The sequence below is a fragment of the Pseudomonas sp. H3(2019) genome (genome assembly GCF_007713465.1).
GTDB lineage: Bacteria > Pseudomonadota > Gammaproteobacteria > Pseudomonadales > Pseudomonadaceae > Aquipseudomonas.
The window spans coordinates 100,966-127,262 of the sequence record NZ_VMSG01000013.1 but is presented as its reverse complement, the minus strand read 5'-3'; the positions used below and the strand labels follow the sequence as shown (position 1 = coordinate 127,262).

General features: G+C 57.2%; 27 protein-coding genes. 15 read left to right on the top strand and 12 right to left on the bottom strand.

Features of this window, described 5'->3' with window-relative positions; translation table 11 throughout:
• The first annotated feature begins 182 nt into the window (after positions 1 to 182).
• Positions 183 to 491: a hypothetical protein gene (locus FPT12_RS28000; RefSeq protein ID WP_256676770.1), complete on the top strand. Its 309-nt coding sequence runs from the start codon at positions 183 to 185 to the stop codon at positions 489 to 491.
• Between the two features lie 75 nt (positions 492 to 566).
• Here FPT12_RS28000 and glp read toward each other — a convergent pair whose 3' ends face one another.
• Both glp and moaB read right to left on the bottom strand, forming a co-directional pair.
• Entirely contained in the window at positions 567 to 1,754 is a 1,188-nt protein-coding gene (glp, locus tag FPT12_RS15025; protein WP_178098777.1) for a gephyrin-like molybdotransferase Glp, read from the bottom strand.
• Positions 1,755 to 1,776: 22 nt separating this feature from the next.
• Positions 1,777 to 2,316: a molybdenum cofactor biosynthesis protein B gene (moaB, locus tag FPT12_RS15020; protein ID WP_054596381.1), complete on the bottom strand. Its 540-nt coding sequence runs from the start codon at positions 2,314 to 2,316 to the stop codon at positions 1,777 to 1,779.
• Positions 2,317 to 2,397: 81 nt separating this feature from the next.
• Here moaB and mobA point away from each other — a divergent pair, with 81 nt between their 5' ends.
• Together mobA and FPT12_RS15010 are read left to right on the top strand one after the other, a co-directional pair.
• On the top strand, positions 2,398 to 3,000 hold the full coding sequence (gene mobA, locus FPT12_RS15015; protein ID WP_145017077.1) for a molybdenum cofactor guanylyltransferase MobA: 603 nt from the start codon (positions 2,398 to 2,400) through the stop codon (positions 2,998 to 3,000).
• 77 nt (positions 3,001 to 3,077) lie between these two features.
• Positions 3,078 to 3,299, top strand: a complete 222-nt coding sequence (locus FPT12_RS15010) for a YgdI/YgdR family lipoprotein (RefSeq protein ID WP_145017075.1) — start codon at positions 3,078 to 3,080, stop codon at positions 3,297 to 3,299.
• 138 nt (positions 3,300 to 3,437) lie between these two features.
• Here the strand turns inward: FPT12_RS15010 and FPT12_RS15005 are convergent, their stop codons facing one another.
• The 3 genes from FPT12_RS15005 to FPT12_RS14995 form a co-directional block, all read right to left on the bottom strand.
• The gene (locus FPT12_RS15005) at positions 3,438 to 4,328 is read right to left on the bottom strand and encodes a pseudouridine synthase (protein WP_145017073.1); all 891 of its coding nucleotides are present in this window, start codon (positions 4,326 to 4,328) and stop codon (positions 3,438 to 3,440) included.
• A gap of 70 nt (positions 4,329 to 4,398) precedes the next feature.
• Positions 4,399 to 4,719, bottom strand: a complete 321-nt coding sequence (locus tag FPT12_RS15000) for a transcriptional regulator (RefSeq protein WP_145017071.1) — start codon at positions 4,717 to 4,719, stop codon at positions 4,399 to 4,401.
• A 122-nt stretch (positions 4,720 to 4,841) separates the two neighbouring features.
• Positions 4,842 to 5,078, bottom strand: coding sequence for a glutaredoxin family protein (locus tag FPT12_RS14995; protein WP_145017069.1), 237 nt, complete (start codon positions 5,076 to 5,078; stop codon positions 4,842 to 4,844).
• 204 nt (positions 5,079 to 5,282) lie between these two features.
• Here FPT12_RS14995 and FPT12_RS14990 point away from each other — a divergent pair, with 204 nt between their 5' ends.
• Positions 5,283 to 7,238, top strand: coding sequence for a monovalent cation:proton antiporter family protein (locus tag FPT12_RS14990; protein ID WP_145017067.1), 1,956 nt, complete (start codon positions 5,283 to 5,285; stop codon positions 7,236 to 7,238).
• A gap of 73 nt (positions 7,239 to 7,311) precedes the next feature.
• Here FPT12_RS14990 and FPT12_RS14985 read toward each other — a convergent pair whose 3' ends face one another.
• A complete protein-coding gene (locus tag FPT12_RS14985; protein WP_145017065.1) occupies positions 7,312 to 8,520 on the bottom strand; it encodes an ammonium transporter in 1,209 nt (402 codons plus the stop codon).
• Between the two features lie 386 nt (positions 8,521 to 8,906).
• Between FPT12_RS14985 and FPT12_RS14980 the strand changes: the two genes are divergently transcribed.
• From FPT12_RS14980 to FPT12_RS14950, 7 genes are all read left to right on the top strand, one after another.
• Positions 8,907 to 9,221: a YqjD family protein gene (locus tag FPT12_RS14980; RefSeq protein WP_145017063.1), complete on the top strand. Its 315-nt coding sequence runs from the start codon at positions 8,907 to 8,909 to the stop codon at positions 9,219 to 9,221.
• 1 nt (position 9,222) lies between these two features.
• The gene (locus FPT12_RS14975; protein ID WP_145017061.1) at positions 9,223 to 9,612 is read left to right on the top strand and encodes a phage holin family protein; all 390 of its coding nucleotides are present in this window, start codon (positions 9,223 to 9,225) and stop codon (positions 9,610 to 9,612) included.
• Positions 9,609 to 9,953, top strand: a complete 345-nt coding sequence (locus FPT12_RS14970) for a hypothetical protein (RefSeq protein ID WP_145017059.1) — start codon at positions 9,609 to 9,611, stop codon at positions 9,951 to 9,953. Before FPT12_RS14975 ends, FPT12_RS14970 begins: the two co-directional genes overlap by 4 nt.
• 40 nt (positions 9,954 to 9,993) lie before the next feature.
• Entirely contained in the window at positions 9,994 to 11,325 is a 1,332-nt protein-coding gene (locus tag FPT12_RS14965; protein WP_145017057.1) for a deoxyguanosinetriphosphate triphosphohydrolase, read from the top strand.
• Positions 11,326 to 11,595: 270 nt separating this feature from the next.
• Positions 11,596 to 11,988: a response regulator gene (locus FPT12_RS14960; RefSeq protein ID WP_145017055.1), complete on the top strand. Its 393-nt coding sequence runs from the start codon at positions 11,596 to 11,598 to the stop codon at positions 11,986 to 11,988.
• A 306-nt stretch (positions 11,989 to 12,294) separates the two neighbouring features.
• Positions 12,295 to 12,921, top strand: coding sequence for a response regulator transcription factor (locus tag FPT12_RS14955; protein ID WP_145017053.1), 627 nt, complete (start codon positions 12,295 to 12,297; stop codon positions 12,919 to 12,921).
• A gap of 8 nt (positions 12,922 to 12,929) precedes the next feature.
• Entirely contained in the window at positions 12,930 to 16,559 is a 3,630-nt protein-coding gene (locus FPT12_RS14950; protein WP_145017051.1) for a transporter substrate-binding domain-containing protein, read from the top strand.
• A gap of 55 nt (positions 16,560 to 16,614) precedes the next feature.
• On the opposite strand, the gene FPT12_RS14945 is transcribed toward FPT12_RS14950, so the two are convergent.
• Together FPT12_RS14945 and FPT12_RS14940 are read right to left on the bottom strand one after the other, a co-directional pair.
• Positions 16,615 to 17,097 (bottom strand): GAF domain-containing protein, encoded by a 483-nt coding sequence (locus tag FPT12_RS14945; RefSeq protein ID WP_145017050.1) that lies wholly within the window; start codon positions 17,095 to 17,097, stop codon positions 16,615 to 16,617.
• Positions 17,094 to 17,984: an ATP-binding protein gene (locus FPT12_RS14940; protein WP_145017048.1), complete on the bottom strand. Its 891-nt coding sequence runs from the start codon at positions 17,982 to 17,984 to the stop codon at positions 17,094 to 17,096. Before FPT12_RS14940 ends, FPT12_RS14945 begins: the two co-directional genes overlap by 4 nt.
• 166 nt (positions 17,985 to 18,150) lie before the next feature.
• Here FPT12_RS14940 and FPT12_RS14935 point away from each other — a divergent pair, with 166 nt between their 5' ends.
• Complete coding sequence (locus FPT12_RS14935) at positions 18,151 to 20,478, top strand: response regulator (RefSeq protein WP_145017157.1); 2,328 nt, start codon at positions 18,151 to 18,153, stop codon at positions 20,476 to 20,478.
• Here the strand turns inward: FPT12_RS14935 and FPT12_RS14930 are convergent.
• The 3 genes from FPT12_RS14930 to msrB form a co-directional block, all read right to left on the bottom strand.
• On the bottom strand, positions 20,462 to 20,923 hold the full coding sequence (locus tag FPT12_RS14930; protein WP_145017046.1) for a MarR family winged helix-turn-helix transcriptional regulator: 462 nt from the start codon (positions 20,921 to 20,923) through the stop codon (positions 20,462 to 20,464). The genes FPT12_RS14935 and FPT12_RS14930 overlap by 17 nt on opposite strands.
• Positions 20,920 to 21,405 (bottom strand): glutathione peroxidase, encoded by a 486-nt coding sequence (locus FPT12_RS14925; RefSeq protein ID WP_145017044.1) that lies wholly within the window; start codon positions 21,403 to 21,405, stop codon positions 20,920 to 20,922. Before FPT12_RS14925 ends, FPT12_RS14930 begins: the two co-directional genes overlap by 4 nt.
• 116 nt (positions 21,406 to 21,521) lie before the next feature.
• The gene (msrB, locus tag FPT12_RS14920; protein ID WP_145017042.1) at positions 21,522 to 21,917 is read right to left on the bottom strand and encodes a peptide-methionine (R)-S-oxide reductase MsrB; all 396 of its coding nucleotides are present in this window, start codon (positions 21,915 to 21,917) and stop codon (positions 21,522 to 21,524) included.
• Positions 21,918 to 22,139: 222 nt separating this feature from the next.
• On the opposite strand from msrB, the gene FPT12_RS14915 reads away from it, so the two are divergent.
• Together FPT12_RS14915 and htpX are read left to right on the top strand one after the other, a co-directional pair.
• Positions 22,140 to 23,351: a pyridoxal phosphate-dependent aminotransferase gene (locus tag FPT12_RS14915; RefSeq protein WP_145017040.1), complete on the top strand. Its 1,212-nt coding sequence runs from the start codon at positions 22,140 to 22,142 to the stop codon at positions 23,349 to 23,351.
• A gap of 313 nt (positions 23,352 to 23,664) precedes the next feature.
• Complete coding sequence (gene htpX, locus FPT12_RS14910; RefSeq protein WP_145017038.1) at positions 23,665 to 24,552, top strand: protease HtpX; 888 nt, start codon at positions 23,665 to 23,667, stop codon at positions 24,550 to 24,552.
• A gap of 85 nt (positions 24,553 to 24,637) precedes the next feature.
• Here htpX and FPT12_RS14905 read toward each other — a convergent pair whose 3' ends face one another.
• Positions 24,638 to 25,303: a thiopurine S-methyltransferase gene (locus FPT12_RS14905; protein WP_145017036.1), complete on the bottom strand. Its 666-nt coding sequence runs from the start codon at positions 25,301 to 25,303 to the stop codon at positions 24,638 to 24,640.
• 103 nt (positions 25,304 to 25,406) lie between these two features.
• Between FPT12_RS14905 and FPT12_RS14900 the strand changes: the two genes are divergently transcribed.
• Complete coding sequence (locus FPT12_RS14900; protein WP_145017034.1) at positions 25,407 to 26,174, top strand: class III extradiol ring-cleavage dioxygenase; 768 nt, start codon at positions 25,407 to 25,409, stop codon at positions 26,172 to 26,174.
• Positions 26,175 to 26,297 lie beyond the last annotated feature (123 nt).

Genomic DNA, 26,297 nt, shown 5'->3' with positions numbered 1-26,297 from the left:
CAGGCATTCAGAAGAATCCTACATGCCGACTTTTTTCTTACAAGTCGTGATGAATAAGCCCAATTGACGGTCATTTGGTATTGGTACACCTTGTGACTGCAGTTATCAGGCAACAGCAAAAAACACACACGGATGTGCACGTATTATGACCAGAGTCTATCGGGCAGGGAGCCATGCACGTAATGCAAAGCCATGACTTCCGATTTCCAGCGAACCGGGGTGCGCCACCAAACACCAGCCACCCCGCTCACCCGACTGAATGCAATTGCACCGTCAACACACCTGGAGGGAACGACATGGAACCGCGCGTTGTAGAGCTGGAGACCCACCTCAAGTACATCCGCAGAGATATGGAAGAGGCCCGAAACGACGCCAAATCCATCAAGCACAGGCTTGCCTACTCGGCAGGCGCTGCGGCGGTGATCATCGGCCTGCTCGGCTGGATCGCCAATAGTCGCTTCGATCAACTCGTGATGCTGCTTAACGCGTAGCCTGCACCACGAAACGCCAGGCCCGGCGTGATCCATTCCGGGCCTGGCGCTGGCGGGGCTGTTGTGTGCAAAGAGTTAGCCCAGCACTTCACTCAGCGGGATAAAGTTCACCCAATCACCTTCAACCAAAGTGCGCTCTTCCAGCACTTCAACCAGCCCTTCGGCCCAGGCTGCACTGCGCAAAACACCCGAACTCTGATTCTTGTAGATAATTGCCCGCCCATTCTCCAGACGACCGCGCAGGTATTCCCGGCGATTGCCGGCCTTGGACCAGACGAATCCTGCCGGAACCTGAAACTGCAAAGGCCGAACCTCTCTCACGCCTTGACGGCGCAACAGATAGGGACGTGCCAACAAGGCGAAGGTCACCAGCGTCGATGCTGGATTACCAGGCAACCCAATCACTGGCACACCTCGAAAGTGCCCAAACGTCAGTGGTTTCCCCGGCTTGATGGCCAGCTTCCACAACGAGAGTTCACCCTCTTCACGCAGCGCAATGCCCAGAAAATCCGCCTCGCCGACCGATACACCGCCCGTAGAAAGGATCAGGTCGACATCACCCAATTCGGCGAGCCGATTGCGAGTGGCCTGCAAATCGTCTGGCAGAATCCCCGCATCGATCACTTCGCAGCCTAAACGCTGCAACCAGCTGCACAGCAATACCCGATTGCTGTTGTAGATCTGTCCTGGGCCAAGAGCCTGCCCAGGCTCGACCAATTCGTCTCCGGTGGACAGCACCGCAACCCGTACCTTGCGCACGACTTCAAGTTCTGCACACCCCAATGAGGCTGCCAAACCCTGTTCGATAGGACCCAAGCGCGTACCGGCGATCAACACCTGTTCACCCACCGTGGTTTCCTGACCTTGCGGGCGGATATTCTGCCCTGCGCGCATAGTCTCGGTAAAACGTACCCGTTGGTCTGGCTGAACTTCCGTGTTTTCCTGCATTTCGACGCAGTCAGCACCCGCTGGCACCGGGGCACCAGTGAAGATCCGTGCACATGTACCCGGTTCCAATGGCTCCGGGGCTTGCCCGGCAAAGATCTTCTGGCTGACCACCAGCGGTTCGCCAGTCCAATCGGCCAGGCGCAAGGCATAACCATCCATGGCGCTATTGGGCCATGGCGGCAGATCAAGGGTCGATACCAGGTCCTCGGCAAGAACACGGCCCTGGGTCGCAGCCAACGGCAATCGCTCACGCTCGAGGATTGGCGACGCCTCAGCCATTTCCAGCAAGCGTGCGAGCGCCACTTCGACGGGCATCAAGCTGCCCGTCTTGCCCGGCTTACCCACGGGATTCACAGGGTGCCGCCTGTTTCAAGTGAGCGACGAAGTTGCACGGACGATGCCGCGAATCCAGTTGCTCCGCGAGAATCCCGTCCCAACCGGTTCGCACCGCATTGGTAGAACCCGGCAGACAGCAGACCAGCGTGCCATTGGCCAACCCTGCCAACGCCCGGGATTGCACCGTCGAGGTGCCAATGTCCGCAACCGAGATCTGCCGAAACAGCTCACCAAATCCGTCGACCTGCTTATCCAGCAGGCAACTGACCGCTTCCGGTGTGCTGTCACGACCGGTAAAACCCGTACCGCCAGTAATCAGCACCACTTGCACGACATCGTCAGCGATCCAGGTCGCGACTTGCGCACGAATTTTGTAGAGGTCATCTTTAAGCAGAATACGTGCGGCCAGGTTATGCCCGGCGGCACTGAGGCGGTCAACGAAGACCTGTCCCGAGGTATCGGTTTCCAGCGTGCGGGTATCACTGACAGTCAGCACCGCAATGTTCAGCGGGGCGAAAGGTACATCAGCCTTGGCTTTCATAGGCTCGTCCAGTTGTAGGAGAAACAGCCCGGTGTTATATCACAGCGCCTCATTTTTTCAGCGCATCGATGGAGATGCTTCATGACCTCGAACTTCCAGTTGCCGCCCTGCTCCATCCTGCTTCTGGCGGGAGGACGTGGCCAGCGCATGGGCGGTCAGGACAAGGGGCTGCTGGTGTGGCATGGCCTGCCTCTGATTGCTCATCTGCATCACCTGACTCGAGGTTTGAGCGATGACCTGATCATTTCCTGCAACCGCAATCTGGAGAAATACGCGCTGTATGCCGACCAGTTGGTGCATGACGATAACCGCGACTTCCCGGGCCCTTTGGCTGGTATTCGCGCCGGGTTGGTGGTCGCGCGACATCCCCATCTGATGGTACTGCCCTGCGACGTGCCGCGCATTGACGCCGAACTGCTCACGGCCATGCGAGAAGCCGCCTGCCAACAGCCGGACAAACCCTTGATGCTACGCCAGGGCGAGCATTGGGAACCGTTGCTGTGCATTATCCCTGTAGCGCTGGCAGGCGAGTTTGAAAGCGCCTGGGACGAGGGTGAACGCAGCCCCGGACGCATCATGCGCAACCTGGGGGCCATCGCACTGCAATGCCCCGAAAACGATCAACGCCTGGCCAACCTGAATACACCGGAGCTGTTAAGCCTGCACGGTAGCGTGCCAGAATGAGGCCAACCAAGGAACTTGCACACCAGGCCTACGTCTGAAGTTCAGCAATCAAAAGAATTCATATTCGGAGAAATCACATGACTCATCGGACCCTCGCCACCCTTATGCTCGCACTGGGCCTCGCTACCCTCGCCGGTTGTTCATCGCCCGCGGTGATCACTTTGAATGACGGTCGCGAGATCCAGTCGGTCGACACACCCCAATTCGATTCCAAGTCGGGCTTTTACGAATTCGAGCAACTGGATGGCAAACATACCCGCATCAACAAAGATCAGATTCGTACCGTTAAAGACCTGTAGGCCTCACGGCGAAAGCCAGGTACATAAAAAGCCCGCCAGTGTGCGGGCTTTGTCGTTTCTGGCAAAAGCTGACCTTGTTTAGCCCAAGCCACTCGCTGAGCACTGCGCTTGAGCTGCGCAATCACCACCGTAGGGCACTCACCACTGCAGGGTGATCTCGCTTTCAAAACTTCGTTCCAGCCCGGTCACCGGATCGACAAAGCGCAACCCTTTGGCCAGCAACTTCAACGGATTGGCGTAATCATCTTCAACATCTTTCAAGGCGTCGGGATAAAACGGGTCATTGCAGATACTCGCCCCCAACGCTGTCATGTGAACCCTTAACTGGTGCTTTTTGCCAGTCACCGGATATAACGCATAACGCCAGAGATTGGCATTTTTTTCTACGATTTCAATTGCTGTCTCGGTATTGCTCGCACCCGGTCCTTCTTGCATACGAAAGAAGGGTTCGCCATCAACCAAGCGGCTTTTGTGCACCATCGGAAACGACAACTCAGGCAAGGCGCGAGCAATTGCCTCGTAGCGTTTTTCGATCTGCCGAGTCGGAAACAGCGACTGATAAGCCGAACGACTCTGGGGGTTGGCCGAAAACAGTACAAGCCCTGCCGTGTGTCGGTCTATGCGGTGCAACGGCACCAGGTGCGGGTTATCCAGGCGACGGATCAAACGCCGCAACAGTGTCTGCTCGACGTACTCGCCTGCTGGAGTAACCGGCAGAAAGTGTGGTTTGTCCGCGACCACCAGATGCTCGTCGGCATACAGAATCGTCTCGAGCACCGGGATTGTTTTTTCGTCGGGGACTTCCCGAAAATAGTGAATCCGCAGCCCTTCCTTGTAAGGAAGATGAACGGTAATCGCATGACCCTGGCCATCCAGGACACGGCCACGGGCAATCCTGTCCAGCCATTGTTCGCGACCTATGGCGCTGAAGTGCTCGCACAGACAATCGAGAACGGTCAACCAGGCGCCAGGCGGCAGGTACAGCGTGCTGGCCTGGTTCTGTGCGGCGGAAAAAGATGAGATGGACATACGAAAGCTCTGGCCCTTAATGCAGGGGCATTATCCAACAAGGACTCGGGCGATGTCGCCCTCATGATTATCACGCGGTCAACGACTCTCGCTGCGCCGCCGCTTCGGTAAACTCCTTCAGCCAGCGCAATACATCGACAGCCTCCCAACGGCCAGGATCATAAAGCGCATACAACAACCCTTGATAACCCACGACATCCAGTTGACGGTGGTAGCCCGCACGCTGAAACAAGGCTTCGATTTCAGCGAAGCACGTGTTGAAGTGCAATTTGTTGAATGGCGTTTTCCCTTCCGTAACCAGGCCATCCAGGCGCAGCTCCAGCACCGCCTCATGGACCACATCAGCCGACATGCGATTCACGCTGGCTTTCAATTGTTCGACATTGACCATGCACTTCCCTCTAACGCGAATAACTGTATACACATACAGTAAACGAATAATCGAGGTTACGCCAACGCATTACCTGGGGATCGCGACAGGCGGAACGACTGTCGCTGAAAACGGGAAGGGGTTTAGCGCAAGAATGCCACGACCTGTTCGGCGTCGAAGGGCCAACCCAACTCGGACCCTGTATCAACACGGCGCAGCACCGGAATGCGTAAACCGTAGGCTTCAAACAACGCTTCACTGTCGGCAATGTCGACCAGTTCCACCAGCAACCCATGCTCGACCAGCGGCATCAGCTCTGCTTCTGCGAGTTCACAGAGATGGCAACCAAGGGTGCTGAACAACTGGCATTCAGGAGTCATGACAAACAGACCAGCGAGGATTGGGTGACTATTCTAGGCCCGGGATGAAAAGTCGTCGAGCAACGGCCCCCCGTGACGACAGCCAATTTTAGCTGCCTGGCAAAACCCTGATGCAAATCATTCGGCCTCGGCTCCAACTGCGCGATGCTCGCGGCTTTTTTACCTCTACGCTGGGTACGTCCCGGCACCGAAACGGAGAGTGTTGTGTTTGCCAATTTGTTGATCATCCTCGCCTCGTCATTAGTGGTGATTGCACTGTTTCGGCGGCTTCAGCTGCCTCCCGTGCTGGGCTACCTGTGCGTTGGACTGCTGGTTGGGCCCGGCGCATTCGGCTGGGTGAATGACAACCAGGATCTACCGGACCTTGCCGAGTTAGGCGTGGTCTTTCTGCTGTTCTCCCTGGGGCTGGAGTTTTCCCTGTCGAAATTGCTTGCGCTGCGACGCGTGGTATTTGGTCTCGGCAGCTTGCAAGTGCTGTGCTCGGGTGTGCTGCTGGGCGGCTTGCTGATGTTACTCGGCATGCCCCCTACCCCGGCCATGTTGCTCGGCGCCGGTCTGGCGCTATCGTCCACGGCGATTGTCAGCAAAGAGTTGAGCAGCCTCGGCGAGATCTTCAGCCGTCACGGCCAGAATGCGATAGGCGTGCTGTTGTTTCAGGATGTAGTTGCGGTGCTGTTGCTGACGCTGGTCCCGGTGTTCGCCGGCAGCAGCGATCAAACCTGGTACTGGGCACTACCGATCACGCTGGGCAAAACCCTGCTGTTATTTGTTGGTCTGTTATTGACCAGTCGCTGGTTACTGCCACGACTGTTCCACGAAGTCGCCGCCTCGCGCTCCGCCGAGTTGTTCGTCCTGCTGGCCCTGGTCATCGTATTGCTGACTGCGTGGCTGACTCATCTGCTCGGACTCTCCCCTGCCCTCGGTGCCTTCCTTGCCGGCATGTTGCTGGGCGAGAGCCATTACCGGCATCAGATCGAAGCCGATATCCGGCCGTTCCGCGACATTCTGCTCGGGCTGTTTTTCGTCAGTATCGGCATGCTGATCAATCTGCAGCTATTCGCCAGCCATGGTCTGTTGATTCTCGGCCTGACATTGGGGTTGCTGCTGATCAAGGGCAGCGTGGTCGCGGCCCTGGTCAAATGGCGCGGCAGCAACAGCGAAACCGCCTGGCGCAGCGGCCTGGCATTGGCACAAGGCGGTGAATTCTGCTTTGCGCTGATGGCTCAGATGCAGCAGAACAAACTGATGCCGGCCGAGCTGAGCGGTCTGTTACTGGCTGCAACGTTCTGCTCGATGTTGCTGACACCACTGCTGCTGCGTGCAGCACCAGGTATTGCCGCACGCTTGCACCGCAAACCCGATGAGGAAGCGCAACTCGATCAGGTCGCTGCATTGAACGCCGAGCTGCACGGGCATGTAGTGATTTGCGGCTACGGTCGAGTGGGTCAGTCGATAGGGCGTTTTCTGCGTCGCGAAGGTCAGCCCTTCGTTGCGCTGGACGATGACCCGGTTCGTGTTCATCAAGCCGCGGCGGGTGAAAGCTGCGTGCACTATGGCGATTCTCGTCGTGTGGAACTGCTGGGTGCCGTAGGACTTGAACGCGCACGACTGTTGGTGATCGCTGTGGACAAGACCGATATAGCCATGACCGTGCTCAAGGCAGCACGACGGGTAAACGCGCAGGTCCCGATACTGGTTCGAACCCGTGACGACAGCCAGTTGGCCGAACTGAAGGCGGCCGGAGCCAACGAGGTTGTCCCGGAACTGCTGGAATCGAGTCTGATGCTCGCTTCCCACGCGTTACTCATGCTGGGCTTGCCCCATCCGCAGGTCCAGGAGCGTATCGACGAAGTGCGACATGGCCGCTATCGCCTGCTACACGGTTTCTATCACGGAGCGCAAAGCAACCTGCTGGACAGTCGTGGGCAGCCGAAAATATTGATGTATGCCGTCAACCTGACAATGGATGCCCATGCATGCGGCCGCCCCTTGAATGAGCTGGCACTTGAAGCATTGGGGGTGGACCTTCAAGCCATTCAGCGCAATGGCGCTGATTTGGCAGTTGAGGCCGCCACCCGATTGCTGGCGGGCGATCGGGTATTGATGTCAGGCACCTTGTCTGCCATCGAGGCCTGTGAAGCACGGCTGCTGGCGGGGTAATGAGGCGTGTTTGCGTTGCTCGCGCAGAGCCGGAAAATATCCTGCGCGAGCCCGGCCAATTAGCTGAAGACAATCAATCCTGGCTGACTGCACCTATCTTGTGGATCGACAGATCCGCCCCGTAATACTCCTCTTCCTGGCTCAGGCGCAGCTCGTGCAACAGCTTGATCGTGCCATACACCGCAAAGCCTCCGATCAGTGCCACGGCCACCCCGAGTGCAGTGCCAATCAACTGGCTGATCAGGCTGACGCCACCGAGCCCGCCCAAGGCGCTCTGACCAAAAATCCCGCAGGCAATCCCGCCCCAAACGCCGCAAAGACCATGCAACGGCCAAACGCCGAGCACATCGTCGATCTTCCACTGGCTTTGCGCCGCAATGAAACACCAGACAAACAAGGCCCCGGCAATGGCTCCGGTCACCAGTGCGCCAACCGGATGCATCAGGTCGGAGCCAGCGCAGATTGCCACCAGCCCGGCCAGTGGACCATTGTGCAGGAACCCCGGGTCGTTACGGCCGACAATCAACGCTGCTACCGTGCCGCCGACCATCGCCATCAACGAGTTGACGGCCACCAGACCACTGACGCCTTGCAGGGTTTGCGCGCTCATCACGTTAAAGCCGAACCATCCGACGATGAGAATCCACGAACCCAATGCCAGAAACGGAATACTCGACGGCGCAAACGCCACCAGACGCCCGTCGCGATACCGGCCATTGCGCGGACCGAGCAGCAATACCGCCGCCAACGCCAGCCAACCGCCCATGGCGTGCACCACCACAGAACCTGCGAAATCATGGAAACCGGCACCGAAGCGTGCCAACAACCAGCCCTGCAGACCAAAGTTTCCGTTCCAGATCATGCCTTCAAAAAACGGATAAATGAACGCCACGATCAACGCCGTTGCGCACAGCTGCGGAGCGAATCGGGCGCGCTCGGCAATCCCCCCGGAAATGATTGCCGGAATGGCGGCAGCAAAGGTCAGCAGAAAGAAAAACTTCACCAGCCCATAGCCATGATCAGCACTGATCACCGCGGCCGGTTGCATGAAAGTGACACCGTAGGAAATCCAGTAGCCTATAAAGAAGTAGGCCAGCGTTGAAATGGCAAAGTCACTGAGGATCTTCGATAGCGCGTTGACCTGATTTTTTTGCCGAACCGTGCCGACTTCCAGAAAAGCGAAACCGGCGTGCATGGCCAAAACCATGACAGCGCCGATCAGAATGAACAGCGTATTGGAGCTATGGACCAGGCTGTCCACAGCACTTTGCAAATTTTCCATGGAGTTGGCAGACCTTAAAGTCGCAAAAGCACCAAAGCGGTTCGCCGAGCCAATTTACGCACCAAGTTGACACCAGACTTGGCATTCATCCTTTTTCCGGCGAACCGTTTTGGCGCAAAAAACTCATTGAGGTCGATCGTTGCTCGGGTGTTTGCGCGAGTTTCTATTATTTAGGTTAAGGTTTTCGCGAAGCACGCCCAGTTTCAGCACAGCAGCACTGTCTGACGCACCACGACACAGCAAAAGCTGTACCAGGCATTAGGGGGCGTTCTCAATTAGTTTCCCCACCGCGGTGGGGAAACTAATTGAGAACGCCCCTCCCTAGCACTGAACCTTCGAACAAGGCTCATACTCGAACATTTCACACACCAATAATGGAGATCATCATGGCCAGAAAAACGGAAAAGACTGCTCAAGAAATCCTGATGGAAGATTTTCAGACGTTGGTCAGCGACACCGAACGGTTGCTGGAACACACTGCGACACTGGCCGGTGATCAAGCCGATGAGTTACGTAGCCAGATTCACGAAAGCCTGCAGCGGGCTCGCGAAACCCTGAAACTGACCGAAGACTCCTTGCGCCAACGGGGCCAGGCAGCTGTCATCGCCACGGAAGACTATGTTCAGACCAACCCTTGGCAAGCGGTTGGCATCGCGGCCGGCGTAGGCTTTTTGATTGGCCTGCTGACGACACGGCGCTGATATGGCTATTGGTGAATCCGGCTCGTCCGAAACAGGTACTGGGTCTTCATCGCGACGCATGGGTGCCGCTTTTCTCGGGTTGCTGCACAGCCATGTCGAGTTGTTCGGCATCGAATTGCAGGAGCAAAAAGCCCGCACGGTAAGCCTGTTGTTGTTCGCAGGCCTGGCACTGGTTTTCGCTTTACTGCTGTTGATCGGGCTCTCGGCGCTGGTGTTGATTCTGCTGTGGGACACTTATCGCCTGGCGGGGATCATTGGTTTGTGCGTCTTCTATCTGCTCGCGGCACTCTTTTGTGGCATGCGCTTGAAAGCAGCGATCTTCGATGAAACATCACCTTTCAACGCCACCCTTCAAGAGCTGGCGAACGACAGGGAGCGCCTGCTGCCATGAACCTGCCTGAAATCCCCAAAAACAGTTCCCGGCAAGAGATGCGCAAAGCGTTGATACGCTTGCGCATGGAAATGCATCGCCAGGAAATTCGCCACGAGTCCCGGCAGTTGTTGGAGCCCTTGCAACGCGTACGTGGGATGACGCAAAGTTTCCAGGAGGGTCTGGGCATCAAGCACGCGCCACTCTGGGGCATCGCTGCCGTAACCTTGCTGGGCTTCCTCACCGCCAAGGGCGCCAAGGGCGGAGGCATCAGCAGCATCACTCGGTTAGTTCAGCTCGGCACCAGCCTGTTGCCGCTGATCAAGCTGGTGCTGCAAGGCACTTCGCGCAAAGACCCATAGACCAACAGACCCCAATCAGTCACCTGACGGAGAACCTGCCTTGGATTGGCATACCCTGCTTAATCGTGAACGCCTCGGAAAACCGCTGCACAGCCCGGAAGAGCTCGGTCGCAGCCCCTTCCATAAAGACCACGACCGGGTCATTTTCTCCGGCGCCTTCCGCCGTCTTGGGCGCAAGACCCAGGTCCACCCGGTGTCCAGCAATGACCATATCCACACGCGCCTGACCCACTCACTGGAAGTCAGTTGCGTGGGGCGCTCATTGGGCATGCGCGTCGGTGAAACCATCCGCAGCGCCCTGCCCGACTGGTGCGAGCCTAGCGATCTGGGCATGGTGGTGCAGTCAGCGTGCCTGGCCCACGACATTGGCAACCCACCCTTCGGACACTCGGGTGAAGACGCCATCCGCTACTGGTTCCAGCAAGCCGCGGGCAAAGGCTGGCTGGACGCCATGAGCGAAGTCGAACGCAACGATTTCCTCAACTTCGAAGGCAACGCCCAAGGCTTCCGGGTTCTGACCCAACTGGAATACCACCAGTTTGACGGTGGTACACGGCTGACTTATGCAACGCTGGGCACTTACCTGAAATACCCGTGGACCGCGCGCCATGCCGACTCGCTGGGTTACAAGAAACACAAGTTCGGTTGCTATCAGAGCGAACTGCCCCTGCTGGAGCAGATTGCGCAGAAACTGGGCCTGCCTCAACTCGAGGAACAGCGCTGGGCCCGACATCCTCTGGTCTACCTGATGGAAGCCGCCGACGACATCTGCTACGCCTTGATCGACCTTGAAGACGGCCTGGAGATGGAGCTTCTGGAATATGCCGAGGTGGAGTCCCTGTTGCTTGGCCTGGTCGGTGATGATCTTCCGGAAACCTACCGTCAACTCGGCCCCGATGACTCGCGTCGCCGCAAACTGGCAATTCTACGCGGCAAAGCCATCGAGCACCTGACCAACGCTGCGGCACGGGCATTCGTCGAGCAGCAGGACGCGCTATTGGCCGGCACCCTTCACGGCGATCTGGTGGAGCATATGCACGGACCCGCCAAGCGTTGCGTGCTGAATGCCAAAGACATGGCGCGTAAAAAAATCTTCCAGGACAAGCGTAAAACCCTGCACGAAATCGGCGCTTACACCACGCTGGAAATTCTGTTGAATGGCTTTTGTGGGGCGGCACTGGAGCAGCACGGCGGTCGTACAGCTTCATTCAAGAACCGTCGCATACTCGATCTGCTGGGTAATAATGCGCCCGACCCGCACGGCCCTTTGCATAACTCGTTCTTACGCATGATCGACTTCATCGCCGGCATGACTGACAGCTATGCCAGCGAAATGGCACTGGAGATGACCGGACGCTCCAGCCACCACTAAAACCAATCGATCAGTCGCCCCGGAATATTCCGTGACGGCTGATCATCCCCCTGCACTTTGTAGTACCGAGAGAATCCCCCTACATCTTGTGCAGAGTAAACTGATCGTTTGCTCTATATACACACGAAATAATCACTCTATCCTGAACAATAGGATCGAGGGCCTTACAGCTAATAGAACTCCAGCAACGACAAACAAGACACTACTGATTAAGCCGACAAGGTTGTTTCTGACTCCCATCGCAGTTCGACCCTATTCATGGAAAGCTATATGTTCAGCTACGATCTGCGCATCATGCTGGTGGAGGACCATCCTTTTCAGCTGAAAGCAACCCAATACCTGCTTGAAAGTTACGGCTTTACTCAGATCACCGCCGTCAATAACGCCGAAAATGCATTGCAGACGATGATACACGTGCAGCGTCCCTACGAAATACTGCTATGCGATCAATGCCTGCCAGACCTCTGCGGCCTCGCCTTGATTGGTATTGCCAGCCACCAGGGCCTGATACAGCAGGCAATCATCCTGAGCAGCCTTGACTCTACCGAACTGGACACCTTGAAAAAAAATGCACAAGAACAACGACTGCCATTACTTGGTTACTTGGCAAAACCGCTGAAACAATCTGATTTTATAAACTTATTGACCCTTCCCGACCTATAAACGAACACAATTAATGAAACCTCCTCGGACACCTCACGACAAACAGAAAACCCTTGGCACCACCACGCAACAGAAAATAGTGATTTGGCGCGTATTGTAAAAGCACATATCGCCCCTGAATAAGGGCGCCCACATACCCCGCTAATATTCTCGTTCTTCCTCACAAACCTAGTTCATGCGTAGTCCGATGCCTCTTTTAATGTAGGACACGTCCTATATTGCACCTACAGCCCTGTCAGTTCATGCGTCAACGCACTTATCTGAGCTAAGGTGCTCGCTTTATTTGCGCACGTATGGGACATGAATATGAACTCGGTTTTTATTGTTGACGATCACCCCGTCATTCGCCTTGCGGTTCGTATGTTGCTGGAACATGAAGGTTACAAAGTAGTCGGTGAGGCCGACAACGGCGTCGATGCGATGCAGATGGTTCGCGAATGCATGCCCGACCTGATCATTCTTGACATCAGCATCCCTAAACTCGATGGACTGGAAGTTCTCTCCCGTTTCAATGCCATGAGTACCCCGCTGAAAACACTGGTGTTGACAGCCCAGAGCCCAACGCTGTTCGCCATCCGCTGCATGCAGTCCGGGGCCTCCGGTTATGTCTGCAAGCAGGAAGATCTCAGCGAATTGCTCAGTGCCATCAAAGCCGTGCTGTCCGGTTACAACTACTTCCCCAGCCAGGCCTTGAACCCGGTTCGCGGGGATGACGGGCTCTGCGCTGAACTGGACTTGTTCAAGTCCGTCAACGATCGCGAACTGATGGTCCTGCAACTGTTCGCCCAGGGCCGTACCAACAAGGAAATCGCCAAAGGCATGTTCCTCAGCAACAAGACCGTCAGCACCTACAAAAAAAGACTCATGCAAAAACTCAAGGCCAAATCCCTGGTAGAACTTATCGAGATGGCAAAACGTAACGCGCTAGTGTGAGAGACAGGATGCCCAGGTGTTTAAAGGACTATCTATTGTATTTGAGTGCAGGTTTATGTCTGAGCACCTCTGTGTCGGGAGCAGACAGCGGAGTCGGAAATTACACGCTGCTCAGTCGCTCAACGGCAGGTTACATTGACGTTCAACTGGATAAATCACAACGGTTGTGGATGCAGAACAAACGCGAATTGATCCTGGGGACCTCCGCGCCTGACTACCCTCCTTTCGATTTAACGATCAGCGGCCACGACTATGAGGGTTTCACGGCTGATTACGCAGGAGTTCTTGCACAGTCACTGGGCCTGCCGATCAAGGTCCGTCGCTACCTCTCCCGAGAGGCCGCCATCGAAGCACTCGAAAACGGCGACGTCGACCTGCTCGGAACGGCCAACAGCTTTGAAGGAAGACGTTCCAGCATCGTACTGTCCGCCCCCTATGCCATAGATCAACCGGTTCTGGTCACCCGAAACGCCGAAAACCGATCATTGACCGAAGGTCTTGCCGACATGCGATTGAGCATGGTCTATCACTATCTGCCGCTGGAAGAGGTAAAGGCGCAATACCCCAAGGCCATCATCACCGCTTACCCGTCCTATCAGAATGCAATCAATGCCGTCGCCTTCGACCAGGCAGACGTATTCCTTGGCGATACCATTTCCACCCACTTCATGATCAACAAGGGCTATCTGAAAAATGTACGGATGGCCAACTTCGGCAAACATGAGGCCTATGGCTTCAGCTTCGCGGTCAGCAAAGACAATCCGAACCTGCTGGCAATCATCAACGCGGTACTCAAGGAAGTGCCCGCGGGCGAGCGGGAAAACATTGCCAAACGCTGGAGCGCGGGCAGCGACATCCTTCTGACTGACCACAAACTGCAATTGACCAATCGTGAGGAACGCTGGCTTGCGCAGCACCCCGTTGTTCGCGTGGTCGTCAACGATGCCTTTGCCCCGCTGACGTTCTTTGACGCCGACGAGAGCTTTCGGGGGATCACCGCCGACTTGCTCGAACTGATCAGGCTTCGAACCGGTTTACGCTTCGAGATTCACCGCAGCCAAAGTGACAGCGAGATGATCAGCCAGGTCAGGGGGAACCAGGCCGACCTGATTGCCGCGATGATTCCCAGCGCCGAACGCGAGGCGCAACTGAGCTTCACTCGTCCCTACCTGGAAAATTCATTTGTGCTACTGACCCGAAAGAGCACCTCCAGCCCGATCAGTCTTGAGCAATTGAATGGAAAGAGCCTTGCCATCACTCAAGGCAATCCACTCCTCGACTATCTGCAGCACACCTACCCGACGATCCAGTTGATTGAAACGCCTGACAGTTTCAGCGCAGTGGAGTTACTCGCCAAAGGTCAGGTCGAGGGCGCAGTCAACTCGCTGGTAATTGCCAACTACTTCATTTCATCGCAAGTGTTCGAGGATGCATTGCAAATCAGCGCGACTGTCGGGACACAGCAAGCCGCGTTTTCATTGGCAACCGCGCGCAGCGCTACAGAACTGCACTCGATCCTCGACAAAGCCCTGCTCAGCATTGCGCCGGACGAGCTGGGAATCATCAACAGCCGTTGGCGCGGCTACACGGGTACCGCCAATAGCACCTGGCGCAACTACCATCGCCTGTTCTATCAACTGGTCATTGGCAGCGGTCTTTTGCTGCTGATTTCGCTGGCCTGGAATGCCCATATGCGCAGGCAGATCAAGCAACGCCAGAAGGCAGAACGCGCACTCAACGACCAGTTCGAATTCATGCGCACACTGGTCAACGGTACGCCTCACCCCATCTACGTACGGGACCGTGAAGGACTGCTGCAAAGTTGTAACGACAGCTATCTGGAAGCCTTTTGTGCCAAACGCGAGGACGTGATTGGCAAAAGCCTCATGCAGGGCGCCATGAGCAACGAGTTCGAGGCCAGGGAATACCTGGCCGACTACCAGCGAGTGGTGGCCGAGGGTGTCCCATTGATTCTCGACCGGCCGCTGCACATTGGCCGGAAAAGGTTGACGATCTATCACTGGATTCTCCCCTATCGAGACTCGACGGGTGAGGTCCAGGGGATCATAGGAGGCTGGATCGACATCAGCGAACGACGGCAGCTTTTTGATGAGCTCAGGTTCGCCAAAGAACAGGCGGACAAGGCCAATCGCGCCAAGAGCACCTTCCTGGCCACCATGAGTCATGAAATTCGCACTCCGATGAACGCGGTGATCGGCATGCTCGAACTGACATTGAAACGGGCCGATCAGGGCCATCTGGATCGGCCGGCCATCGAAGTGGCCTATAGCTCGGCCAAGGACATGCTCGAGTTGATTGGCGACATACTCGATATTGCCCGAATCGAGTCCGGCCATTTGAGCCTGGCGCCAGAGCGGGTGAACCTTGGCGAGACGATTGAATCGGTCGTACGGGTCTTCGATGGATTGGCCCGGCAAAAAAACCTCAATCTGGTGCTGGAGTTCCCCACCAGCGCTGAACAGCCCGATGTATTGATAGACCCCCTGCGCTTCAAGCAGATACTGTCCAACGTGATCAGCAATGCCATCAAGTTTACCGAGCACGGCCAGGTGAGGATCAAGGTCAATCTGCAACCAGCCGCTGAGCCCGACCGTTTCCAGATGGAGTTGTGGGTCAATGACAGCGGAATTGGCATCAGCGAGGACGATCAGCGACGCTTGTTCGAGCCTTTCACTCAGGCCGATAACACCGGGCATTTGGCCAGAAGCGGCGCTGGATTGGGATTGGTGATCAGTCGCAACCTGTGCGAAATGATGGGCGGCTGCGTGCAACTGACCAGCTCGCCCGGGGTCGGCACTCAAATCCGGATTTTATTGCCGATGGCCGCGCTGCCAGACGCCGTGGTGCTGGACACCCCGCAACCGGTCATCGCGAACGCCTCGGCCACCCTGAACGTGCTGGTGGTCGACGACCACCCCGCGAATCGCTTGCTCATGTGCCAGCAACTCGGTTTTCTGGGGCATCGATCCGTCACGGCCAACAACGGTGAGGCAGGTTTCCAGGCATGGAAAGAGGGCCATTTCGACCTGGTGATTGCAGACTGCAATATGCCACTGATGAATGGCTACGAACTCACTCGTGCCATCCGCCAGACCGAGCACGATGAGCAGCGCCCGCCCTGCACGGTGCTTGGCTTCACCGCCAATGCTCAACCGGAGGAAAAACTCCGATGCCGACAGGCTGGCATGAACGATTGCCTGTTCAAACCCATCAGCCTGACTACGCTGGGCCAACGACTGGAAGCACTCAAGCCGATCATTGAAGATCAAGCCTTTCACCTGGACGGCTTGCAGTTACTCACCGGCGGAGATCCACAACTGGTTCAGCGCTTGCTCGCCGAACTGTTCAACAGCAATCGCCTCGACCGCCAGGAACTCCTCGCACTACCTCCTGCAAGCGGGCCGCAAGCCTTCATCGATATGGCGCACAAAATCAAAGGTGCGGCCCGTATTGTTCAGGCCTCAAGGCTTATCGACGGTTGCGAAGCGCTTGAGCGCGTATGTCATGAGAACTTCTGTCCGGACCAGCTCGAGGCCCGCTGCAAAGGCATAGAGCACGCCATGCTCGAGTTGGAGCAGGCGCTGCAACGACAGATCCGTCGTCACGCCAACGTATAAAACCTGCCCTGAAGCAACTCGTAGCAGCCGCCTTCGGCAGCAGCTACGGGCTTGATCAGCATTCGGTCAAACGCAGGAAAATCGCCGCCAACTGCTCAATGCCGGCCTGATCATCAACGGTGAAACGTGCCAACAACGGACTGTCCAGGTCCAGCACACCGATCAACCGACCGTCCTTGACCAGTGGCACGACCAGCTCGCTGTTCGAGGCACTGTCGCAAGCGATATGTCCAGGGAACGCATGCACGTCCTCGACCAACTGGGTCTGCAAAGTGGCCGCGGCCGCCCCGCACACACCCCGGCCGAACGGAATCCGCACACAGGCGATCTGCCCCTGGAACGGCCCGAGTACCAGCTCCTCGTTGCGATTAAGGTAAAACCCGGCCCAGTTCAGGTCATAAAGCTGGTTGAACAAGAACGCCGAAAACTGCGCGGCGTTGGCGATAAAGTCGCGCTCATCCGCCAGCAACGACTCCAGCTGCGCGCACAGCAGGCCATAGCCCTCAAGTCCCGCGCCGCTCTTTTGCAAATCGATCATGCCTTGTGCTCCAACAACTTCAGTCCGACCCAATACCGGGCAAATTGATACGCGCAACGGCCGTTGCGATTACCGCGTCCGGTAGCCCAGCGAACCGCGAGAATCTCGAGTTCTTCATCACGTTTCCACTCAAGGCCGGCCTTGCCCGCTAACGCTCCCACCCAATGCTCGACCACATTGAGGAAGTGCTCCTGGGTAAAAGGATAAAACGACAGCCATAGGCCAAATCGATCCGACAACGCGATCTTGTCTTCGACCGCCTCGTTGGGATGAAGCTCGCCGTCGACCATTTTCCAGTGTTCGTTATCGCTTTCTTTTTCCGGAACCAGGTGGCGACGGTTGGAGGTGGCGTACAGCAGTACGTTATCCGGTGCCTGTTCCAGCGAGCCATCGAGCACGCTTTTTAGTACCCGGTAATCCCCCTCACCGGCCTCGAACGACAGATCATCGCAAAACAGCACAAAGCGCTGAGGCAGCTTGGCGACTTGCTCGACGACGCGTGGCAGGTCCGCCAGGTGATCACGTTCGATCTCGATCAGACGTAAACCGCCTTTGGCGTGCTCGGCCAGCAAGGCCCGCACCAGCGACGATTTACCGGTGCCGCGCGAACCCCAGAGCAGCGCGTGGTTGGCAGGCATGCCGTCGAGAAACTGCCGGGTGTTTCGCCCCAATTGCTCCAATTGCTTGTCGACCCCGATCAGGTCGGACAGACGCATGTCCAGGCTGACCTCAAGCGGCAACAGAAATCCGCTGCGCCCCTCACGCTGCCAGCGTGCCGCCAGGCACTGTGTCCAGTCGATGGCCCTGCGTTGCGCGGGCAGTAACGGCTCGATACGAGCCAGAACCGCATCGGCGCGTTCAAGAAATGCATTCAATCGGGAATCCACGACTTCTCCTCAGGCACGTTCACAGTAATGATGGGGGACAAAAAACCAAACGCAGCGTGTAATGCCGGGATTATCGCGATAATGGCTCACCCGTCAGTCATGCCGAAATACACTGATGATCAGCTATGCTTCGCCCAGAAGGGAAACGAAAGTGGTTCAGCACACCATGGATATCAAGTTCACCAACCGCCTGTCTTACAAGCAAGCCAGGCTTACGGTGCTGGTCGGTTTCATTCTGGGAACCTTGCTCAGTCTGGTGCAAATAGGCATCGATTATGCCAGCGAAGACGCCTCCATCAACCGGGAAATACACTCGCTGCTGGAAATCAGCCATAACCCGGCTTCGCGGATCGCCTACAACATAGATGCCGAACTGGCCCAGGAACTGACCCTCGGCCTGCTGCGTTCGCCCGCAGTGATCAGTGCGCAACTGAGCGATAACAACAATACGATCCTCGCCAGCGTCAAACGACCGGACCCGCAAAACGGCAGCTATCGGGCGATCAGCGACTTTCTGTTTGGCGCCAATCGACAGTTCAAAGACCGCCTGTTCCTCGACCACCTGCCCGATGAGTCCCTCGGCACCTTGCAACTGGATATTGACACCTACATGTTTGGCAGCCGCTTTCTGCGCCGGGCCGAAGTCACTCTGATCAACGGTTTTGCCCGCAGCCTGATACTGACCGGGATTTTGCTGGCGCTGTTCTACGTGATGCTCACCAAACCGCTGGTGCGGGTGATTCGCGAACTGAGCGCGCGTGACCCGAGCAGTTCGGAGCAGCCGCCGCTGGAGTGTCCGGCAGCACACGAAAACGATGAGATCGGCGTACTGGTCACGGTGGCCAACCAGCAATTCGAAAACATGACCACTGAAATCCAGCAACGCCGCAACGCCGAAAACCGTCTGACCGACTATCTCGAGCAACTGGAGAACATAGTTTCGGCGCGTACCGGTGAACTGAAAGCGATCAATAGCCGATTGACGGTATCGAACGCAGAATTGGAAATCGCGCGCCAGACTGCTCTGGACATGGCCCAGGCACGCTCTGTGTTTCTGGCCAACATGAGCCATGAAATCCGTACGCCGCTCAATGGCTTGCTGGGGATGATCGCCCTCTCGCTGGACAGTCCGCTGAATGCCGAACAACGCCAGCAACTGTCGATTGCCCACGACTCCGGCAAAGTACTGGTGGAACTGCTCAACGATATTCTCGACCTGTCGAAGTTCGACGCTGGTCAGCTTGAGCTGGAGCGCATTCCATTCGACCTCGGCTCACTGATCGAAGACACCGCCAACCTGCTGTCACAGAACGCCGCGCCCAGCGTCGAACTGACATGCCTGATTGATCCGCAGTTCCCGTCTCTGGTACTCGGCGACCCGATGCGGGTTCGGCAGATTGTCAGCAACCTGCTCTCCAACGCCCTTAAATTTACCCGTTTTGGACGGGTGGACGTGCGCCTGAGCGCCCACGAAGACGGCGTCAGAATCGAAGTCTGCGACACCGGAATCGGCATCGCGCAGGATGATCAGCTCAAAATCTTCCAGCCATTTACCCAGGCAGGTGCCGGCATCACTCGTCAGTTCGGTGGCACCGGGCTGGGGCTGGCCCTGACCTTCAATCTGTGCGAAGCCATGCAGGGCCGCCTCGGCATCAGTTCGGAGCCTGGTTTCGGCAGCCAGTTCTGCGCCGAACTGCCGTTGCCGGCCCACACGCCGGCAATCGTTCCCGCGTCCCTGCAAGGCAAGGTCTTGGCGATCACCGCCGCCAGCAGCGGTCTGGCCGAACTGTTAGGTAATCTGTTGCCCGGTTGGGGGCTGGAGTACCAGCAGCGCACCATCGACGACTCCTTGATCGGGTTGTCGCCCGATGTGCTGATCACCGACTGCCCGGAATGTCTGTTCGGATTACGTCCGGGCATGACCGCGCCGATTCTGCTGGTGACAGCCTATGGCAGTTTCATGCCCAGTGAAGAAGCGGCTGCCCTCTCCCCTCTTCAACAACAAGCACGCCCATTGGCCCGCAACGCGCTCTACCAGACACTACGACGCACTTTACAGGCCGACGAAGTCGCTCTCGTCACTGATGCTCAAGAGTCAAGCCTCATGCCCCAGCGGCGGGCGAGAATCCTGCTGGTGGAAGACAACCCGGTCAATCAGCTCGTGGCCAAAGGCATGCTCAGCAAGTTGGGCTGCAAGGTGGTTGTCGCCTCCCACGGCGCCGAAGCGCTCGAGCAGTTGGAACTCAAGGAATTCGACATGGTGCTGATGGACTGCAACATGCCGGTGATGGACGGCTACGAGGCCAGCCGGCAGATCCGTCACAGCGGGCGCTGGCCGGATCTGCCGATCGTTGCCCTGACCGCCAACGCCATGCCCGAGGAGCGCGAACGCTGCCGTGCAGCAGGCATGAGCGATTATCTGGCGAAACCGTTCCGTCGCGAGGAACTGGCTGCCCTGCTTGAACAGTGGGTGCCGGCTACGATAGCGCCCTGATCTGCCCCAGCAGTTGATCAAGGCCATCGCGCAATTTGCCCAAGCGCTCAAGATCGACACCGCTGTCGCACAATAGGCGTGCCTTGAGCGGTCCGACCTGTTCGCGCAGGGCAAGCCCGGCGGCTGACAGGCTCAAGTGCACTTCTCGCTCATCGCGCGCCGAGCGTTGACGCTGGACCAGGTGTAACTGCTCAAGACGCTTGAGCAACGGCGTGAGCGTCCCGGAATCCAGCGACAGCCGCTCGCCAAGGGCTTTGACTGTTGGCTGCTCGGGCGCACTTTGCTGCCACTCCCATAGCACCAGCATCACCAGATATTGCGGATACGTCAGGCCCAGTTGATCGAGCATTGGCTTATAGCCGCGGATCACCGCTCGGGAAGCGGCGTACAGCTTGAAGCAGAGCTGACTGTCGAGCAGCAGCGAATCGGCTGACACATCGTTCATTTGAGCAGGGCTTCAATCTCGCGGGTCAGGTCCTGCGGCTTGGTCGTCGGCGCAAAACGCTTGACCAGCTTGCCATCCTGGCCGATCAGGAACTTGGTGAAATTCCACTTGATGCCCTGGGAGCCCAGTAAACCCGGCGCACGCTTTTTCAGCTGAACAAACAGCGGATGGGCGTCGCTACCGTTGACGTCGATTTTTTTGAACAATGGAAAACTCACACCGAAGTTCAGTTCGCAGAACTCGGAAATAGCCCCTTCATTGCCCGGCTCCTGTTTACCGAACTGGTTGCACGGAAAACCGAGCACCACCAGGCCTCGATCCTTGTAGGTCCGCCATAACTCCTCCAATCCTTTGTACTGCGGGGTAAAGCCGCATTTACTGGCGGTGTTGACCACCAATACCGCTTTGCCGGCGTAATCGGCCAGGGTCTTTTGCTCACCTTTGATGGTGGTGCAGGGAATACTCAGCAGGTTCTCGGTCATCACGCATGCTCCGGTGGAAGATGAGGAAGGCTTAAACATAGCGAGCAATTCGATTGTGTGCAATTTAATAAATCAATAACCTGCCGACAAGGAGCTGCCGCAGGCCAGGACTCACATTATTCGCGCGGCACCAGGTCCAGGCACACCGAGTTGATGCAATAACGCAAGCCGGTCGGTGGCGGGCCATCCGGGAATACATGCCCCAGGTGCGCGTCGCACTTGGCGCAGACCACTTCGGTACGAATCATGCCGTGGCTGATATCGCGAATCTCGACCATGGCACTCTCGCCGATCGGCTCATAGAAGCTCGGCCAGCCACAGCCTGAATCGAACTTGGCTTTTGAGTCGAACAGCGGTTCGTTGCAGCAGATACAGTGATAGACACCATCGGTTTTGGTGCCGTTGTACTTGCCCGAGAACGGCCGTTCGGTGCCCTTCAGGCGACAAACGTTGTACTGCTCCGGGTCGAGCATCGCACGCCATTCATCCAGGGTTTTTTCCAACTTTTCCATCGTCATCCCTCTGCATCTGAAAAAGCCTGATCTGTATCTTTTCCACGGATCAGGCGGCACGTATGATTGCGCCTCGTTAAATGCCAGTCTGGCAGCCGAGTTACCCGCATTCAAACATTTTGGTGCGGTGACCCCAGGCGCCAGGCGTGTGTGAAAACGCAGGATTCCCATTACGGTAGTTCAAACAGCGTCTGGATCGTTCATTTTCGGGAACACATCGCCATGCAGGTCAGCAAATCGAACAAGCTCGCCAACGTCTGCTACGACATTCGCGGCCCAGTGCTCAAGCACGCCAAACGCCTGGAAGAGGAAGGCCATCGCATCCTCAAGCTGAACATTGGCAACCCGGCGCCTTTTGGCTTCGAAGCGCCTGATGAAATCCTCCAGGACGTGATCCGCAACCTGCCGACCGCCCAGGGTTACAGCGATTCCAAAGGCCTGTTCAGTGCGCGCAAGGCCGTCATGCAGTATTACCAGCAGAAACAGGTAGAAGGTGTCGGCATCGAAGACATCTACCTGGGCAACGGTGTTTCCGAGCTGATCGTGATGTCGATGCAGGCTCTGCTCAACAACGGCGACGAAGTGCTGGTTCCGGCCCCCGACTATCCGCTGTGGACCGCCGCGGTAAGCCTGGCAGGCGGTAATCCGGTGCACTACCTGTGCGATGAGCAAGCCAACTGGTGGCCAGACCTGGCCGACATCAAGGCCAAGATCACCCCGAACACCAAGGCTTTGGTCATCATCAACCCGAACAACCCTACCGGCTCGGTGTATTCCAAGGAAGTCCTGCTGGGCATGCTGGAACTGGCTCGCCAGCACAACCTGGTGGTGTTCTCCGACGAGATCTACGACAAGATTCTGTACGACGATGCCGTGCACATCTGCACCGCATCCCTGGCGCCGGACCTGCTGTGCCTGACCTTCAACGGTCTGTCCAAGTCCTATCGGGTTGCCGGTTTCCGTTCCGGCTGGGTCGCCATTTCCGGCCCCAAGCATCACGCCCAAAGCTACATCGAAGGCATCGACATACTGGCCAACATGCGCCTGTGCGCCAACGTGCCAAGCCAGCACGCGATCCAGACCGCACTGGGCGGTTATCAGAGCATCAATGATCTGGTGCTGCCGCAAGGGCGCCTGCTTGAACAGCGCAACCGTACCTGGGAACTGCTCAACGACATCCCGGGCGTCAGCTGTGTCAAACCGATGGGCGCGCTCTACGCCTTCCCGCGGATCGACCCTAAAGTCTGCCCGATCCACAACGACGAAAAGTTCGTCCTCGACCTGCTGCTCTCGGAAAAACTGCTGGTGGTCCAGGGCACAGCCTTCAACTGGCCATGGCCAGACCACTTCCGTGTCGTGACCTTGCCGCGGGTGGACGACCTGGACATGGCTATCGGTCGGATCGGCAACTTCCTCAAGTCCTATCGCCAGTAAGCGCGATAACGCCGAGGGCTTCAAAAAGGCCCTCGGCGATTAATTCAGCAACATATCTCCATTCTTCGACTGCGACAGCGCCTTGGGTGTTGGCGGATTTACGCGACTGCCGGTTACGCCCAATAGAGGCGGGACTTGTGAAAGCAAAATCCAGCCAACTATCTCTTCAGGTGACGTCAGAAATGCCCTGCAAGCATCTAGAATCCAGCTGTAGGACACAGTTTGAAATAGTCACCCGGTTGAATAGCCTGGTGCGGCACCTTATATACCCCGCAGTACGCTACATATTTAGCACGAGGAGATTTCTACAACCATGATGCGCATCCTGCTGTTTTTGGCCACTAACCTGGCGGTCGTGCTGATTGCCAGCATCACCCTGAGCCTTTTCGGCTTCAACGGGTTCATGGCGGCCAACGGGGTTGATCTCAACCTCAATCAGCTGCTGATTTTCTGTGCGGTCTTTGGTTTCGCCGGCTCACTGTTCTCGCTGTTCATCTCCAAGTGGATGGCGAAGATGAGCACCAGCACCCAAATCATCAGCCAGCCGCGCACTCGCCATGAACAATGGCTGCTGCAAACCGTCGAGCAGCTGTCCCGCGAAGCAGGAATCAAGATGCCCGAAGTCGGGATTTTCCCGGCGTACGAGGCTAACGCCTTCGCCACCGGCTGGAACAAGAACGATGCGCTGGTCGCGGTCAGCCAGGGCTTGCTCGAGCGTTTCTCGCCCGATGAAGTGAAAGCCGTTCTGGCCCACGAAATTGGTCATGTGGCCAATGGCGACATGGTGACGCTGGCACTGATTCAGGGCGTGGTGAACACCTTCGTCATGTTCTTCGCGCGGATCATCGGTAATTTCGTCGACAAGGTGATCTTCAAGAACGAAGAAGGCCAAGGCATTGCCTACTACGTCGCAACCATTTTCGCCGAACTGGTACTGGGCTTCCTGGCCAGCTCGATCGTCATGTGGTTCTCGCGTAAACGCGAATTCCGTGCAGACGAAGCTGGCGCCCGTCTGGCCGGCACCAACGCCATGATCGGCGCCTTGCAGCGCTTGCGCTCGGAGCAAGGCCTGCCGGTACACATGCCGGACACCCTGAATGCCTTCGGCATCAACGGTGGCATCAAGCAAGGGTTCGCTCGCATGTTCATGAGCCACCCGCCACTGGAAGAGCGTATCGACGCACTGCGTCGTCGCGGCTGATAGATCCTCCGGTAAAAAGAGCTACGGCGAAAAGAGCTGCGTTAAAAAAGGGCGACCCGGTCGCCCTTTTTTGTGGGCGTTCGGTTTATGGAACGCTCGGCGCCTTTAACCGATAAACCCGCTCCTCAAGGTGCGTCACACCCGCCTGGAGGAACTTCCAGCTCTCACCCAGAATGTCCCGCTCCTCACAGAATTCAAGCTGCCAGCGCCCCGCCAGCAATGCCTGCACATCGTCATCGCTCACAGAAAACGGTGGCCCAGCCATCTGCGCCTGATCGTAGTCCATCGTAATCAACAAGCCTTCGCAAGCTGACGGCAAAATCCGGCTCAAGTGCGCGGCGTATTTCTCGCGCATGGGCGGCGGCAAGGCAATCAGCGCCGCCCGATCATAGACAGCCACACAATCGGCTACATCGTCGGCGGTCAGGCCGAAAAAATCTCCGCACCAGAGCACGAGGGAACCTGCCTGGTAGACTTTGAAGCCCCCGCGCTCGGTAATCTGCGGTGTCAGCTGCTGCTCACGAAAAAATTCCTCCACGGCTTTTTCCGACAACTCGACACCCAACACCCGGTGCCCCTGTCCGGCCAGCCACACGAGATCAAGACTTTTCCCACAGAGCGGCACCAGCACCTGCGAGTCCTTCGTCAGATTCAATTGCGGCCAGTATTGCTGCAAGTAAGGATTAACCTCTGACTGATGGAAACCGATCTGATTGAGCTCCCAACGCTTTTGCCAAAACTCCGGCTGCATAAATCCCCCTGATAATTCGATCTATATGCCCTAAAACTTATATTAGATTTAGATCAATGATCTGACTGAAGATGCTCCCATCTTAACGCTCAGGACCTTATTCATGTTCCCCAGCCTGTTTATCTCTCACGGTTCACCTATGCTGGCACTGGAGCCCGGTGCCAGTGGCCCGGCGCTTGCGCGTCTGGCCAGCGAGCTGCCAAAACCCAAGGCCATCGTAATCGTTTCCGCACACTGGGAAAGTCAGGACCTGCGCGTCGGCAGCGCTGAGCAACCGGAAACCTGGCACGACTTCGGAGGATTCCCCGCCGCGCTGTTCGCGGTGCAATACCCCGCACCCGGCCAGCCGGAACTCGCGGCGCAGGTCGCCGGGTTACTCAACGCTGATGGCTTACAAGCACAGTTCGATAACCAGCGCCCGTTCGATCATGGTGTTTGGGTTCCACTGTCTCTGATGTATCCCCGGGCCGACATTCCGGTGGTGCAAGTGTCACTGCCAAGCCATCTCGGCCCTGCCCTGCAAACCCGCGTCGGTCGTGCGCTGTCCAGTCTGCGCGAGCAAGGCGTGCTGTTGATTGGTTCCGGCAGCATCACCCACAACCTGCGCGAGCTGGACTGGCATGCCGGCCCGGAAAGCGTCGAGCCCTGGGCCAAGGCCTTTCGCGACTGGATGATCGAAAAGCTCGCCGCAAACGACGAAGCTGCCCTGCACGACTATCGTCGGCAAGCCCCGAATGCCGTGCGCAGCCATCCCAGCGACGAGCATTTGCTGCCGCTGTACTTCGCCCGAGGCGCCGGTGGCGATTTCAGCATCGCCCATCAGGGGTTCACCATGGGTGCGCTGGGGATGGACATCTATCGTTTCGGCTGAGTCCTGCCGCTCGTTCCCACGCTCCCGCGTGGGAATGCATCCCGTGACGCTCTGCGTCACAGCGTCAACATCGGACGCAGAGCGTCCTTAGCGGCATTCCCACGCAGAGCGTGGGAACGATCA

Coding starts and splice junctions, on each gene's coding strand:
- htpX (WP_145017038.1), top strand. CDS start 23,665: ATGATGCGCATCCTGCTGTTTTTGGCCACTAACCTGGCGGTCGTGCTG.
- FPT12_RS14960 (WP_145017055.1), top strand. CDS start 11,596: ATGTTCAGCTACGATCTGCGCATCATGCTGGTGGAGGACCATCCTTTT.
- mobA (WP_145017077.1), top strand. CDS start 2,398: ATGACCTCGAACTTCCAGTTGCCGCCCTGCTCCATCCTGCTTCTGGCG.
- FPT12_RS14905 (WP_145017036.1), bottom strand. CDS start 25,303: ATGCAGCCGGAGTTTTGGCAAAAGCGTTGGGAGCTCAATCAGATCGGT.
- FPT12_RS14925 (WP_145017044.1), bottom strand. CDS start 21,405: ATGACCGAGAACCTGCTGAGTATTCCCTGCACCACCATCAAAGGTGAG.
- FPT12_RS14915 (WP_145017040.1), top strand. CDS start 22,140: ATGCAGGTCAGCAAATCGAACAAGCTCGCCAACGTCTGCTACGACATT.
- msrB (WP_145017042.1), bottom strand. CDS start 21,917: ATGGAAAAGTTGGAAAAAACCCTGGATGAATGGCGTGCGATGCTCGAC.
- FPT12_RS15005 (WP_145017073.1), bottom strand. CDS start 4,328: ATGTCCATCTCATCTTTTTCCGCCGCACAGAACCAGGCCAGCACGCTG.
- FPT12_RS14955 (WP_145017053.1), top strand. CDS start 12,295: ATGAACTCGGTTTTTATTGTTGACGATCACCCCGTCATTCGCCTTGCG.
- FPT12_RS28000 (WP_256676770.1), top strand. CDS start 183: ATGCAAAGCCATGACTTCCGATTTCCAGCGAACCGGGGTGCGCCACCA.
- FPT12_RS14935 (WP_145017157.1), top strand. CDS start 18,151: ATGGATATCAAGTTCACCAACCGCCTGTCTTACAAGCAAGCCAGGCTT.
- FPT12_RS14985 (WP_145017065.1), bottom strand. CDS start 8,520: ATGGAAAATTTGCAAAGTGCTGTGGACAGCCTGGTCCATAGCTCCAAT.
- FPT12_RS14950 (WP_145017051.1), top strand. CDS start 12,930: ATGCCCAGGTGTTTAAAGGACTATCTATTGTATTTGAGTGCAGGTTTA.
- FPT12_RS14900 (WP_145017034.1), top strand. CDS start 25,407: ATGTTCCCCAGCCTGTTTATCTCTCACGGTTCACCTATGCTGGCACTG.
- FPT12_RS15010 (WP_145017075.1), top strand. CDS start 3,078: ATGACTCATCGGACCCTCGCCACCCTTATGCTCGCACTGGGCCTCGCT.
- glp (WP_178098777.1), bottom strand. CDS start 1,754: ATGCCCGTCGAAGTGGCGCTCGCACGCTTGCTGGAAATGGCTGAGGCG.
- FPT12_RS14945 (WP_145017050.1), bottom strand. CDS start 17,097: ATGATCGATTTGCAAAAGAGCGGCGCGGGACTTGAGGGCTATGGCCTG.
- FPT12_RS14995 (WP_145017069.1), bottom strand. CDS start 5,078: ATGACTCCTGAATGCCAGTTGTTCAGCACCCTTGGTTGCCATCTCTGT.
- FPT12_RS14980 (WP_145017063.1), top strand. CDS start 8,907: ATGGCCAGAAAAACGGAAAAGACTGCTCAAGAAATCCTGATGGAAGAT.
- FPT12_RS14975 (WP_145017061.1), top strand. CDS start 9,223: ATGGCTATTGGTGAATCCGGCTCGTCCGAAACAGGTACTGGGTCTTCA.
- FPT12_RS15000 (WP_145017071.1), bottom strand. CDS start 4,719: ATGGTCAATGTCGAACAATTGAAAGCCAGCGTGAATCGCATGTCGGCT.
- moaB (WP_054596381.1), bottom strand. CDS start 2,316: ATGAAAGCCAAGGCTGATGTACCTTTCGCCCCGCTGAACATTGCGGTG.
- FPT12_RS14970 (WP_145017059.1), top strand. CDS start 9,609: ATGAACCTGCCTGAAATCCCCAAAAACAGTTCCCGGCAAGAGATGCGC.
- FPT12_RS14930 (WP_145017046.1), bottom strand. CDS start 20,923: ATGAACGATGTGTCAGCCGATTCGCTGCTGCTCGACAGTCAGCTCTGC.